Origin of the sequence: Citrobacter sp. wls714 (genome assembly GCF_005281025.1) — a bacterium.
GTDB lineage: Bacteria > Pseudomonadota > Gammaproteobacteria > Enterobacterales > Enterobacteriaceae > Citrobacter > Citrobacter werkmanii.
Genome location: NZ_SZWZ01000023.1, coordinates 15,799 through 28,598, shown reverse-complemented (window position 1 = coordinate 28,598; position 12,800 = coordinate 15,799). Strand labels below are relative to the sequence as shown.

Below are 12,800 nucleotides of genomic sequence, written 5' to 3'. Positions count from 1 at the left end.
TTTCATCATGTTTAATGAAGTCCATAGTATTCATGGTCATACATTATTGTTGATCACTAAACCTTCGCTGCAGGCAACTGCGTTATTACAGCACTTAAAGCAATCACTGGCGCTAACCGGAAAATTGCATAATATTCAACGATCTCTGGATGATATTTCCTCCAGCTGCATTGTTTTAATGGATATGATGGAGGCAGATAAAAAACTGATCCATTACTGGCAAGATAATTTGAGCAGAAAAAACAACAATATAAAGACTTTATTGTTGAATACCCCAGATGATTATCCCTATCGGGATATTGAAAACTGGCCGCATATCAATGGTGTATTTTACGCAACCGAAGATGAACAACGTGTAGTCAGCGGCTTGCAAGGTGTGCTGCGCGGCGAATGCTACTTTTCGCAAAAGCTCGCCAGCTACCTGATCACACATTCCGGTAACTATCGTTACAACAGCACGGAGTCGGCATTACTGACTCACCGTGAAAAAGAGATCCTTAATAAACTACGTATCGGTGCCTCAAATATTGAAATCGCGCGCTCACTATTTATCAGTGAAAATACGGTGAAAACACATCTTTATAACCTTTTCAAAAAGATAGCTGTCAAAAATCGTACGCAGGCGGTTTCGTGGGCCAATGATAACCTCAGGCGATAAAGCCATGAAACGCTATTTGACCTGGATTGTGGCAGCAAATTTAGTCCTTGCTGCCGGGAATCTACACGCGGCTGTAGAAGTGGAGGTTCCCGGACTATTGACTGACCACACGGTCTCTTCCATTGGCCATGATTTTTATAGGGCCTTTAGTGACAAGTGGGAAAGCGAGTACACAGGAAACTTAACCATTAATGAAAGGCCCAGTGCACGTTGGGGAAGTTGGATTACTATAACGGTCAATCAGGACGTTATCTTCCAGACCTTTTTATTCCCGACGAAAAGAGACTTCGACAAAATAGTGGTCTTCGCATTGGCAGAAACTGAGGAAGCATTAAATCGCCGGCAAATAGATCAAACACTATTAAGCACAAGCGATTTAGCGCGTGATGAATTCTAAAACATGATTTTGTCCGGAGGCTTTCATGCGTGTCAAACATACAGTGGTTTTGCTCATGCTAATTTCACCATTAAGTTGGGCCGGAAACATGACGTTCCAGTTCCGCAACCCAAACTTTGGTGGCAATCCAAACAACGGTTCTTTTTTATTAAATAGCGCCCAGGCGCAGAACTCGTATAAAGATCCGAGTGGTGATGATTTCGGGGTTGAAGTCCCATCAGCACTGGATAATTTTACTCAAGCTATTCAGTCGCAAATACTCGGTGGTTTACTCACTAATATCAATACCGGTAAACCGGGGAGGATGGTAACCAATGATTTTATCATTGATATCGCCAACCGGGATGGGCAACTGCAATTGAATGTCACGGACAGGAAAACAGGGAAAACGTCGACTATTGAAGTTTCGGGTTTGCAAAATCAGTCAACCGATTTCTAAATTATAGCCACGAAAGGAAAAAATCATGCAGCGCTTACTTATCATGGTGGCAGTAATTTTACTCAGCGGATGCTTAACCGCCCCGCCTCAAGAGGCCGCTAAGCCGACGTTAATGCCCCGAGCCCAAAGCTATAAAGATTTGACGCATCTACCTATGCCTACAGGTAAGATATTTGTGTCGGTATACAACATTCAGGATGAGACTGGCCAGTTTAAACCTTACCCGGCAAGTAACTTCTCTACCGCCGTTCCGCAAAGCGCCACGGCTATGCTCGTCACCGCATTGAAAGATTCTCGTTGGTTCGTCCCGCTGGAACGTCAGGGGTTACAGAACTTGCTTAACGAACGAAAAATCATTCGCGCGGCTCAGGAAAACGGTACGGTTGCCATTAATAACCGGATCCCACTCCAGTCCCTGACCGCTGCAAACGTCATGGTGGAAGGGTCAATTATCGGTTATGAAAGCAACGTTAAATCAGGGGGAGTCGGCGCGCGCTATTTCGGTATTGGCGCCGATACGCAATACCAGCTTGACCAGATAGCGGTAAACCTGCGCGTGGTTAACGTCAGTACCGGTGAAATCCTCTCATCGGTGAATACCAGCAAAACCATTCTGTCTTATGAAGTGCAGGCTGGGGTGTTCCGCTTCATTGACTACCAGCGTCTGTTGGAGGGTGAAATTGGTTATACCTCTAACGAACCGGTTATGCTTTGCCTGATGTCAGCAATTGAAACCGGCGTTATCTTCCTGATTAATGACGGGATAGATCGCGGATTGTGGGATTTGCAGGATAAGAAACAAGTTGATAATGACATCCTGGTTAAATACCGCCATATGTCGGTACCGCCAGAATCCTGATAGATCGTTACGGCATAAAAAGCGTGAGGGGATCCTCACGCTTTTTATTTATTGGTCAACGTCGGCGATATCCGACTTTCACGGCGTGACGCCAGCCACAATCCGCTATTTTTCATCGCATAGCCGAATACCAGGCCCAACGCCAAAGATGGCACGACCAGTCGCCAGTCTCCCTGCCCTGCAAACGTTGCACAAGCACCAATAAATGTGCCCGGCACAAATGAAAGCAACCATTGCTTTGCCTGTATACACATCATAAACGCGACAATTCCCGTCATGACATAGCCAACAATATCCATATGTGGGGCAAGCGCACTGCCGTTAATAATCACCAACGCCCACACAACACCGCTTAGCAGCGTACACGCCGAGATCCACAGCCCTTTCAACCCACCTTGCGGACAGGCAAAGTAGGCTGTGCAGCCCAGAAAACCAGCCCAGCTGAGTAAACCGAGAGAAACGGCCACCCATCCCCAGATCCCGGAGAGAATGCCCGTTGTGATTGCAATTGAGAGAAGTATATTCATGCCGCGCATCTTAGCAGAAAAACGGCATGGGAATGCGATCGCGCACACAATTTATGCAAGTTGATAAATTGAGTTGCAGTTTAATGTGATTAAAATCACATTTATTCGTCTGTATCTTCCTGCAATTCGTCCCACATCGCACCAATCGCATCGCGCGTCAGAGGCGCTATAGTACGCCAGAATGGGGTATTCGCATGCGCTTCAACTTTCCCCAGAAACGTGCCGCACCAGGGTAACAGGTAGTCCACAAACAAGGTTTCAAGCGCTTCGCTTTCATCTTCCGCAGACTGATCTTCAAGCCATGAAGCCGCCAGCAACAGCGTGCCAATATGATCTGCCGGCGTATCTGCCAGCGGCATTCCCCGGGCAGAAAGGAATGCACGCACATCCGATTCTTTCGCCCCTTCTACCCAGGCGCTACGATAAGGCGGCACCGCACAATCGTCTCCCACAAATAACGCGTTGTAATCCGCAGCCAACTGAGGCATATCGCAACTCTTCTGCAGACGAGCCAACAGTTCGTCCTGTTCCAGCGGCCAGTTGGCGGAAAGTTTACCTTCGCTAATCAGGGTAAACAGAGGAACCAGTATAGGGTCCTGAGGTTGGCGGTAAAACAGCGAGCCCAGTACACGACACAGGATAGAAAACTCGTTCATTGATATATTCCAGTTAGTAACAATTACAGTTCAGCAAATTCCGCGATCGGCTCCATGCCTCGCGATTCCAGAAACGTCAGCAGGCGTTTTGGCGTAACGTTTAAAATTCGGTCTTCCGGGAAATTCACATCATCCAGAATTTTACGGCATTCACCGAAATCTCCTAATGTGAAAGCGGTATGTGAATCTGACCCTAACGCGACCCAGCCGCCGGCATCACGCACAGCTGCAGCAACCGCGCGGCAATTGTCCTCACTGCCCTTACGCGAATGCAAAAACGAAGAGTTGTTGATTTCCAACGCAACCTGATATTTTGCCGCGGCCTGAGCAATCGCAGTGATATCGACGGGATATTTCGGATTCCCGGGATGGCTGATAATGTGTACGTTGCCACTGGCCATGGTGGCTATCATCGCCTGCGTATTCGTGTCTTTATCGTGTGGAGCGAAAACCGGCTCATGAAAGCCTGCGATAATCAAATCCAGGGAAGTAAACATCGGACCTGAGCAGTCAATTTCACCTTCAATATTTTTAATATTCGCTTCAATTCCGCGCAGGATCCCTACGCCGTCCACGATTCGAGGCCAAATGCGCATATTAATAAAGTGCCAGTGGTGAGGCGCATCCGCCATGTCCGGTCCATGATCGGTAATGGCAAACAGCTTGATGCCTTTGCGACGGGCTTCAGCGATGTAATCACTTAAGGTGCTGTAGGCGTGGGTGCTGGCGACGGTATGCATATGCAGGTCAACGGGATACATAACTCTCTCCTGTAGTCATTTTCCGTCAAGGATAGCAGGTATCGCCGCCATTTATTAGCGGAAACCCGGCACTTGCCGGGTTAGCATTAGTACCCCCGTACGCGATCGACCTGACCCGTAACGGCTTTGCCACTTTCCAGACTCAAAATCGTACGGGAGATATAATCCACCGCTTCCGCCGGACGGGTAACAGCGGCGATGTGCGGTGTCATCGCCACTCGCGGATGTTTCCATAGCGGGCTGGTTTCCGGCAGCGGTTCACGGCTATAGACATCCAGCATGGCGCCTTTCACCTTGCCGCTGTCCAGCGATGCCAGAAGATCGTCTTCTTTGAGATGAACGCCGCGCGCCAGGTTCAGCACATAAGCGCCATCCTGTAACTGGCTGAGTAAACCTGCGTTAATGATGCCCACGGTTTCTGCCGTATTGGGTAGAAGGTTGATAAGCACGCGAGTTTGGCTCAAAAACGCGCCCAGCTCTTCGGTACCAGCAAAGCTTTCCACGCCAGGCCAGGATTTACGCGTGCGACTCCAGCAGCGCAGCGGGAACCCCCATGACTGTAAACTCTCGGCAACTTTCGCACCTAAAACACCGGCCCCCATTATCCCGATGGTGAACTCATCGCGGGTATACTCTGGTAAAGGTTGCCATTTCGCCTGGTTTTTTAATGCCTGGTAATCATCAAAGCGACGAAACCAGTGCAGCACCTGACTTACCGCATATTCCTGCATTTGCAGGCCCATACCCGTATCTTCCAGACGAAAAAGCGGGATCGAGGTATCCAACATCTCCGGGTGAGCGTTTAGTTTACTGAGAATGGAATCGACGCCCGCACCCAGTGCAAATACGGCTTTTAATTTTCGTCCTGCGAGCATTTCAACCGGCGGATGCCAAACCAGCGCATAGTCAGCATGCGCATTATCACCCGCTTTCCATTCACGGACGTTCGCGCCTGGTATTGCTTTTGCCAGCGCATTAATCCACCAGGTTGTATCGAATGTTGGGTGATAAAAAATTATGTCCATCTTTTCTCCTGAGCATTGCTATGCGGAACTTTCTCGCACTTATTATCATCATTTTTCGAGGGAACCTCAGAGTAGCAAATTTTAGGGTGCTGGCAAAAAAAACAATTCCCGCTTATTTAAGCTCCAGATTGTTTGAAGTTTGTGTAAATGCACGTTTTTTTCAAAAAGTTGATTGACGTCGGGGCGGTATTTCCCTAAATTAGCGCCCGTTCCGGTAGCACAGGAACAACAATATGGTGAGGTGTCCGAGTGGCTGAAGGAGCACGCCTGGAAAGTGTGTATACGGCAACGTATCCGGGGTTCGAATCCCCGCCTCACCGCCATATCTTAAGAAGAGCTCGTACGCAAGTACGGGCTTTTTTTTCGCATATTGCACGCCAGCGGGGGGGATGAGAAGCCCCGACCGGGGTTCGACAACTGGCGCAGCCAGTTGGACAGATGACGAGCCCGCGAGGAATCTACCCGCAGGGCGAGCAAAGCGAGTCAATCCCCCCCTCACCGCCTTATTTTAAGAAGAGCTCGTACGCACTCCACAGTGCGACGCTGGGTTCCCATATAGCGCATAACGCCATATCTCACTGTCTGAAATTCCGTCATTTGCTTTCTTTTTATACTATTAACGGTTTCATCAATCGTTACCCAGGCAGGCATGACGGAATTGTTACTATGATAAGGAAGAAAACTCATATCACATTCTCCTGTTTTATCTTCCAGAGGAACTCAACATCGTCGTTAGTTAATACACACAAGAACACCACAGACAAATAAAAATCGGGTAATAGAATTATCCCAAAACACATCAAAGATAAACAATAAATATTAAATAAGATCATTTTATATGACCTATGAATATAAAAACAATCCTCCTGAATTTATCAATAACAGGATATAATAACAATCGGAGTTTTATAACCACATGAATTCCCATCATACATTCCAGGAAAATATATGAAAACCTGTTCAATAATATATTTATGCGCAGCAATATTTTTATTGAGTGGCTGTGTTCGCTCCCCAATTGACGCAAAGAAAAAGGATGTTTCCATAAAGGAGAGTGGCATCAGTAAAAATGCTTCCAACCAGTTAACAGATAAAGATATCTTTGGCAACGAGACCACACTTGCCGTTTCAGAAGAAGATATCCAGGCCGCACTGGAAGGTGAGAAATTCAGCGTACCGCTGAACTCCGCTGTCATCCTGGTCCAGTCCGGCAACCGCGCTCCAGAGATGGTTATGCAACAGGAAATGAGTCGGTATTACCGGATATCGACATTTTCAGGTATCCCGGACCGGCAAAAAGCGATTTCCTGTAATAAGGTAAAAAATGAGGAAGGGGAAGCCGCCACCAGCGAAAATATGAACTATATGCAAGCACTACGCTATATTGCGGCAAAAGGACAACAAAAGGTAGTCATCGTATACTGGGACACACTACAGTCAGGTAAATATGACACCACAACCAAAACCCTGGTCTGGTCAGATTATCGAAACGAAAAATTGTCCAGTACAGACTCGCTGCGTTACCTGGTGCGTTTCGCCCTGGTAGATGTAGCAACTGGAGAATGGGCGACCTGGTCTCCGGTAAACTATGAATACAATTCCCTTCAACCGATGACCGGAAAAACATCAGTGACAGACCAGCAAATAGTTCAATTAAAGCAGAAAACATTCGCCGCGGTGGTTAAGGATATGGTAAATCGCTATCAGTAACCAGATGCCACACCTTTACGTTGTCTGCCGCCAATTACCTGTGGCGGCAGCCAGCGGTATGAAAATATCCTGTCCTCTAACCCATCTCTTTTTCCGGACCAGAAACCGTGCCATTGCCCGCGACGCAAATGGGCCCTGACCTGCCGCCCGTTAATGGAACTGACTCCTGCGATATCAATTCCGCTCTGACTGTTAAGTAACAGGCAAAGACGTTTCTTATTATCAGCCATACCCTGATTTACCGCCAGTCAGGAATTTCTTTCCCCTTCATTAAGCGGACATTTTCAATTCCACTGACAGCATCCGGATAGCATTTATAAAAAGTATCAGCAATCCCCGCAGGATCCGATATGTGATGTTCTCCAGATACCGCCATCAGAATATCCGCTCGCTCCACAGGCTGTATGCACTCGTACCAGCAACGCAGTGCTCCTGAGTAATACTCTCGTAGCTGAACGAAATAACCTCTTCCGGCTGCCCCTGACTATTGAGGATGGTATGAGGCACCTGTAACGTGATTCTGGCTATTCTGGCGTTGATCAGTTTTACCCGATAATACAATTCATTAATCCCAAACCGGTTAGTCCGGTAAAACTCAAAATCACAGGTCAGGCATTCATTCTCATTAATCGCCTTGCTCAATAGTGGAGTAGATTTATCCACCGGTTTACTCATATCCAGCGTTTGATGATTAACGTTTTGCGCCCGGCTCAGTCCATGTTTGAGACTTGTCACCATAATCTGATCCAGATGCGCCGGCTGCGCTTTATTTCCGATGGATGCCAGCGACGAACATCCTGCTGAAATCAGCCCCTGAAGCTGTCCGTTTAATGTCAGATACACAAGATTTGCCATAGCAATACTCCTTTATTTTCCTGGTTTACCGTCCGGCGTTTCCGGCGTCTGGCTCTGCGACAACAGCAGCCAGCGACTCAGCACCCCGTCCAGCCGTTCGTTGATCTGTTTTTCCAGCATCCCGGTATTTTTTCCGGCAGACTGCGCCTGCTGGTACTGTGTCAGAAGGTATTCCAGCGGCGTGTCCTGATTCAGCGAGCGCTCAGCCTGGTAAACCACGGTTTTGATATAAGAGAGCGTGAAGCCTTCTTTCGCCTGCTCACGCTGAACCAGCAGTTCGGCAAACGAACGCAAATCTGCCCGCGTCTGCTGCCAGCCCAGCATCTGCGGGCTGTTCGCCGCGCGACCTTTCAGGGTGTCGTTCCACGTGGTGGTGGCCTGCTGCTGCTGCAGACTCTCCGGCCAGCGGCTGTCGGCCATCCGGACCATTCGCTGACCGGCTTCCAGCGGCTGCAACGGCGAAGCACCGGCCAGTTGCTGTAGCCGTTGCGGGTAATCGCTCAGTTGTGGCGATGCCAGCCAGACTGTTGCCGCCCCCTGCGCCGTATCACGTGCCGCCGCCACCTGCTGTTGCAGAGGATAAACCTGCCACCACCAGACGACAGCCGTGACAACCGCGCTACAGAGTATCCCGGCGATAAAACCTTTGAGGGTGTTTCCCGATATCCCCCGGGTCCGGGACGATACTGCGGCTGCCTCTTCGGGGACGACTACCCTCACCTCTGGCAGTTCCGGCAACGGCGGTACGGGAGCGCCAGCCGTTTCCATGCTCTCCGGCATATACATCAACGTGCGAACCGTGGTTTTCGCCGCCGCGTTTGCCGTTTTCTCTCTCGGCTGAGGCTCGCAGCGTTTTCGCGTGTTCTGCACAAAATAGAGCAGATTTTCCACCCGGGGGATGCGCTTAAGCTCCACCTGCTGGAGTTTGTCGCAAATCACCTGCAGCGCCCGCTCCACGCGATACAGCAGCGGCAGGTCCGCTTCGGAAAAAGCCAGCTGCTGGCGCAGAATATTGCCGGTCCGGGCGTTGAACCAGTCCAGCATTTCCGTGCGCGCGGCCCCACCCTGCGGCCAGAACTTATCCCATTCGCGGCCAATCATCGCCGCCAGCAGCTCCACGCCTTCGCAGAACCCGGCCAGCCCCTGCGTACGCGTGCGCGCCAGCGTGTAGTAGCTGGCGGTATGCAAATCCACGCCGTTGGACTTAAAAATGGTCAGCGCCAGCGACTCCACCAGCATCCAGTTCATCTCCAGCTGCGCCGGGTGGCTGGCCTTGTTGATCTCCTCGCGCATGGCGCTGAACTCCGGCAGACCGCGCGGATCCTGGCCGGTGATAATCGTCTGAATATCCGTACTCATCGTCGTCACCTCCTCAGTACAACGTATCCGGCAGCCGGAACTGGCTGAACAGCCCGCCGGCAAACGGGTTGTCCTGCGTATCGGTGTGGACACGGTAAGTCATGGTGCCGCCGTCCACTCTGAAGCGGGCGGTAAAAGTGCCGTCCTGCACGCTGGTGAGTTGCCCTGCGCCAAACAGGCGGAACTGCGCCCACGGGCCACTGAAGGCAATACTGCGCGGCGAGGTGTTGCCCCCCGCGCCCACCAGCGTCAGCTTGCTCTCATTGCCTTCGCGCATATTGTTCGGCCACACCAGGTGCGCCGTGTAGTTGCGCCCCTGAGCGTAATCCACCAGTTGTCCGTCCAGGTTCAGTACGCTGCGCCGCTTGTTGCCCGACAGCGCCACGGTTTCCACCGCGAACTGCGCCCCCAGCCCGTTCTGCGGGCTGAAGAAGATGTCGCGGATCTTCTGCGCGGTATCGAGCTGGTTCAGGACATCTTCACGGATCACCACACTGTCTTCCCCGTTCAGCCCCTGGCTGTTTTCCACAAACAGTTGCAGGTTCTGCTGGTAGAACGTATCCAGCACGCCTCCCGGTTTAAAGAAGCGTTCAAACGCATCCAGCGAGGCATCTTCTTTCGACCGGGCGTTAAACGGATATTTATCCGCCAGCTGATCGTTGAAGGTTTTCACCACATTGTCGCGCCAGTCCACCTCCATATAATGGACCGCCTCTATCATCACCACATGCCACGCCTGCTCCGCCAGCTTACCCACCCACCGGTTAAGCGGCGCAGGCAGGGTTTTCGCCATCTGGCGGGTGGCGAAAATCGGATCGCTGCTGTTCTGATCCAGCCGGAGCTGCACCGCCTTCAGGGCCGATTTTCCCGGCACCGGCGCGTTCTGTATCGCCAGCAGATAGCGGTGCAGTTCGGTCAGTTGCTGATAGACCGCCTGCAGGGTGCTGGCTTTGTCCTTCTGCTCTTCCAGGGTACTGTTTTCGGGCGCAAACTCATGCCCCAGACGGTTCAGCAGTTGCCAGTCAGGTTCGGCCTGCGCCTGGGCGCGTTCCTTGTCGCTCAGCTTTTCAGACAGGAGCGGCGGACGGGTATTGTCACGCAGCGCCGTCAGAACCCGCTGAAAAGGCTGATCGCCGCTGACAATCTGCTCCAGCGCACCGGTCAGTTCCGCCAGATTTTCATATCCCCGGACATTCAGGTTATCCATGCCAGCCCGCCAGGTGGCGGTGTAATCGCTGATATACTGCTCAATAAGCTGGCGCTGAATTTCCGTCCGGTCAGCCTCGCTGTAGGTCACATTGTGCGTCAGGGCCAGCACCCAGGAATCCATGGCGGTCAGCTTCACCAGCTCCTCACGCTGCTTCACAAAATAGCTCTGCAGGCCGTAACGGGTCAGAAACTGCGGAACGATCAGCTTATTGTCGTCGGTGGAAATAAATGTCTGATCAAACGTCGGTCCGGTCTGATCGCGCAGGCTGAGATCGGCGGGCAGTACGCCCAGCGCCCGCGTTTTCAGGCTCTGGTATACCCGCTGATAAACCGGCAGTTTACTCAGCTCTTTCTGCGCCGCGGCGACGGGTTTACCATAAGGTGCCCACAGGCTGACCGCGTCGGCATCACCCTGCTGGCGCTGCGCATGCCAGTCAGTGTGCGCCAGCGCATAATCAAGATGGGACATCAGCTGCGCCTGAACATCACGCTTCCCGTGAAACTGTTCGCTCCAGCGTTTCGCCATAAACTGCTTCACCACCGCATCATTGCGCCCACTCTTGTCCTCCAGCATGCGGATGACACGCAATGCGGCGAGTTTCTCTTCCGACTCCGGTGGCGCACTGTTCATCTGCTTCACCAGCCCGTTCAACAGGGCCGGAAGGTAACGCTGCTCCAGCAATTTAAGATACGTCTGCTCCACGTAAGGCCCGACCCGCGTTCCCTGATAGAGCCCCATATCCGCCAGCCAGCTTCTGTCGCCCCAGTCGCCGTAGGCCAGCGTGGCATCACGCACCGGGTTCAGCAGCGGGAGTTGCAGATAACCGCTGTCATCCATGCCCTGCGGCGGCGGCACCGCCATAAAGGACTTCGCCTGCGCCAGCACGGTCTGCCCGGCGCGGTAGTTTTCGTTATACCCGTGATGCCAGCCCCAGATAAGCAGTAACCCTGCCACCGCGCCGCATCCGGTAAAGAGACTCATCCGGTGACGAGACTGGGTCAGCCACAGGCGGTTTTCCCCGGCCAGGTTCGGCTCGGCCAGCAGCACCTGCGGGAACAGCTCACGGGTAAAGTACGGCGTGGTATCGACCAGCGGCCAGGCAACCATGGAACTCTGTTCCAGCCCGTACTGGCGGGCGGCGGACTGGGTAAAAATGTCATCCATCTGTCCGCGCTGCAGGGAAGAGGTCAGATAGACGCCGCGCAGGCAGATATCCTGGTGCTCACCGTCCAGTAACGCTTCCAGCAGTCGGGCAATTGTCTCCCCGCCCCCCAGCATCTGGCGGGAGAAACTGAACGCCGCGCTGCGTGCCGCCGGGGCGGACTGGCTGAGCATCTGGTCCGCCAGCGCCAGGTTCATTTGCTGTCCCCAGGACTGCCAGAAGGTATCCAGCTCACGGCGCCAGTCGTCGCGTTCATGGGCATTGCGGGTGAACGTCACCCCCAGAATACTGTCGCGCCCGTTGCGATCCAGAGCTCGGAACCAGGCGGCAAACCCGGCCAGTAGATCCAGCTTGGTCAGCACGATATAGACCGGCAGACGGGAATGCAGAGTCTGGCGGATCGCCTGCAGCTGGCCGCGCAACGTCTGTACCAGATGCTCGTGGCGTCGTTTGTCGGTGGTCAGTAAATCAGGCAGATCCAGCGTCAGGATCAGGCCGTTAAGGGGCTGGCGCGTGCGTTTCTGCAGCAACCATCCCAGCCAGTGCTCGCGCAGGCGACGGTGTAACTGGTTGCCGTCATCCGGATCTGCCAGCACGCCATCAGTATCAAAAATCACCGCCTGTCTGCCGACATACGGCGTGATAAAGACCTGCTGGTCGGCTCCCCGGCTGGCGTCCGGCGTATAGATCACATCTGCCGGAAAGCCTTCGCGCAACAATGTTGTTTTGCCGCTGCCCGCCGGACCGGTCATCAGGTACCACGGCAGTTGCCACAGATAGCGACGACTGTCCAGATGGCGCTGCAGCCGCAGCAACCAGCGGTCGAGGTAACGCTGCTGAACGTTGACGGCCACGGTAAGCGGATCCACCTCTTCCTGACGCTGCTGCTTCTGCTGTTTTTCCACCCGCTGCAGGCGTTTCACCACGCTGACGGTCAGCCAGATGAGGGCCAGCAGCACCCAGACCGCCGTCGCCAGCCAGCGACTGGTCAGCGGTTTCAGCCAGTATGTCTCGTAGAACCGCCACGTCGGGCCTTTCCACCAGACCCATACCAACAATATCACCCACGCCAGCGCCAGCAGCCAGGCCACGGACACTTTAAGTCGGGGCATCGCGGGCCTGAGCATAGATGCCAGCCCGCTGAACAACGGGGGTATACGGGGAGTCGGTATTCTGAACACA

The 12,800-nt window shown here is 52.7% G+C and carries 13 protein-coding genes, 1 tRNA gene and 1 other RNA gene; 7 read left to right on the top strand and 8 right to left on the bottom strand.

Annotated features, from left to right (window positions below):
* Nucleotides 1-7: 7 nt before the first annotated feature.
* Genes csgD through csgG form a run of 4 tightly spaced genes read left to right on the top strand, consistent with a single transcriptional unit; the run spans nucleotide 8 to nucleotide 2,353 of the window.
* Nucleotides 8-658: a biofilm master transcriptional regulator CsgD gene (csgD, locus tag FDX11_RS01805; RefSeq protein ID WP_042309248.1), complete on the top strand. Its 651-nt coding sequence runs from the start codon at nucleotides 8-10 to the stop codon at nucleotides 656-658.
* A gap of 4 nt (nucleotides 659-662) precedes the next feature.
* Complete coding sequence (gene csgE / locus FDX11_RS01800; protein ID WP_042309250.1) at nucleotides 663-1,055, top strand: curli production assembly/transport protein CsgE; 393 nt, start codon at nucleotides 663-665, stop codon at nucleotides 1,053-1,055.
* A gap of 25 nt (nucleotides 1,056-1,080) precedes the next feature.
* On the top strand, nucleotides 1,081-1,494 hold the full coding sequence (gene csgF, locus FDX11_RS01795) for a curli production assembly/transport protein CsgF (RefSeq protein WP_137397390.1): 414 nt from the start codon (nucleotides 1,081-1,083) through the stop codon (nucleotides 1,492-1,494).
* Between the two features lie 25 nt (nucleotides 1,495-1,519).
* Nucleotides 1,520-2,353, top strand: a complete 834-nt coding sequence (gene csgG / locus FDX11_RS01790) for a curli production assembly/transport protein CsgG (protein ID WP_003036082.1) — start codon at nucleotides 1,520-1,522, stop codon at nucleotides 2,351-2,353.
* A gap of 44 nt (nucleotides 2,354-2,397) precedes the next feature.
* Here csgG and FDX11_RS01785 read toward each other — a convergent pair whose 3' ends face one another.
* The 4 genes from FDX11_RS01785 to ghrA form a co-directional block, all read right to left on the bottom strand.
* Nucleotides 2,398-2,880, bottom strand: coding sequence for a DUF1097 domain-containing protein (locus FDX11_RS01785; RefSeq protein WP_042309254.1), 483 nt, complete (start codon nucleotides 2,878-2,880; stop codon nucleotides 2,398-2,400).
* Nucleotides 2,881-2,981: 101 nt separating this feature from the next.
* Nucleotides 2,982-3,536 carry a molecular chaperone gene (locus tag FDX11_RS01780; protein WP_042309256.1) on the bottom strand — a complete coding sequence of 185 codons (555 nt, stop codon included), beginning with the start codon at nucleotides 3,534-3,536 and terminating at the stop codon, nucleotides 2,982-2,984.
* Nucleotides 3,537-3,559: 23 nt separating this feature from the next.
* Nucleotides 3,560-4,297 carry a phosphatase gene (locus FDX11_RS01775; protein ID WP_042309259.1) on the bottom strand — a complete coding sequence of 246 codons (738 nt, stop codon included), beginning with the start codon at nucleotides 4,295-4,297 and terminating at the stop codon, nucleotides 3,560-3,562.
* A gap of 86 nt (nucleotides 4,298-4,383) precedes the next feature.
* Nucleotides 4,384-5,322 (bottom strand): glyoxylate/hydroxypyruvate reductase GhrA, encoded by a 939-nt coding sequence (gene ghrA / locus FDX11_RS01770; RefSeq protein WP_137397389.1) that lies wholly within the window; start codon nucleotides 5,320-5,322, stop codon nucleotides 4,384-4,386.
* A gap of 235 nt (nucleotides 5,323-5,557) precedes the next feature.
* Between ghrA and FDX11_RS01760 the strand changes: the two genes are divergently transcribed.
* The 3 genes from FDX11_RS01760 (at nucleotide 5,558) to FDX11_RS01750 (ending at nucleotide 7,032) form a co-directional block, all read left to right on the top strand.
* A tRNA-Ser gene (locus tag FDX11_RS01760) sits at nucleotides 5,558-5,645 on the top strand.
* Between the two features lie 45 nt (nucleotides 5,646-5,690).
* Nucleotides 5,691-5,826: non-coding RNA, RtT sRNA (locus FDX11_RS01755), on the top strand.
* Nucleotides 5,827-6,270: 444 nt separating this feature from the next.
* The gene (locus FDX11_RS01750; protein WP_137397388.1) at nucleotides 6,271-7,032 is read left to right on the top strand and encodes a hypothetical protein; all 762 of its coding nucleotides are present in this window, start codon (nucleotides 6,271-6,273) and stop codon (nucleotides 7,030-7,032) included.
* Nucleotides 7,033-7,270: 238 nt separating this feature from the next.
* On the opposite strand, the gene FDX11_RS25065 is transcribed toward FDX11_RS01750, so the two are convergent.
* From FDX11_RS25065 to tssM, 4 genes are read right to left on the bottom strand one after another with little or no spacing between them, the layout of a single operon-like run.
* Nucleotides 7,271-7,408 carry a hypothetical protein gene (locus FDX11_RS25065; protein ID WP_156107320.1) on the bottom strand — a complete coding sequence of 46 codons (138 nt, stop codon included), beginning with the start codon at nucleotides 7,406-7,408 and terminating at the stop codon, nucleotides 7,271-7,273.
* Complete coding sequence (locus tag FDX11_RS01745) at nucleotides 7,408-7,887, bottom strand: Hcp family type VI secretion system effector (RefSeq protein WP_137397387.1); 480 nt, start codon at nucleotides 7,885-7,887, stop codon at nucleotides 7,408-7,410. Before FDX11_RS01745 ends, FDX11_RS25065 begins: the two co-directional genes overlap by 1 nt.
* A gap of 12 nt (nucleotides 7,888-7,899) precedes the next feature.
* Nucleotides 7,900-9,246, bottom strand: a complete 1,347-nt coding sequence (locus FDX11_RS01740) for a VasL domain-containing protein (RefSeq protein ID WP_137397386.1) — start codon at nucleotides 9,244-9,246, stop codon at nucleotides 7,900-7,902.
* Nucleotides 9,247-9,259: 13 nt separating this feature from the next.
* Nucleotides 9,260-12,799 (bottom strand): type VI secretion system membrane subunit TssM, encoded by a 3,540-nt coding sequence (gene tssM, locus FDX11_RS01735; protein WP_137397385.1) that lies wholly within the window; start codon nucleotides 12,797-12,799, stop codon nucleotides 9,260-9,262.
* Nucleotide 12,800: the final 1 nt, after the last annotated feature.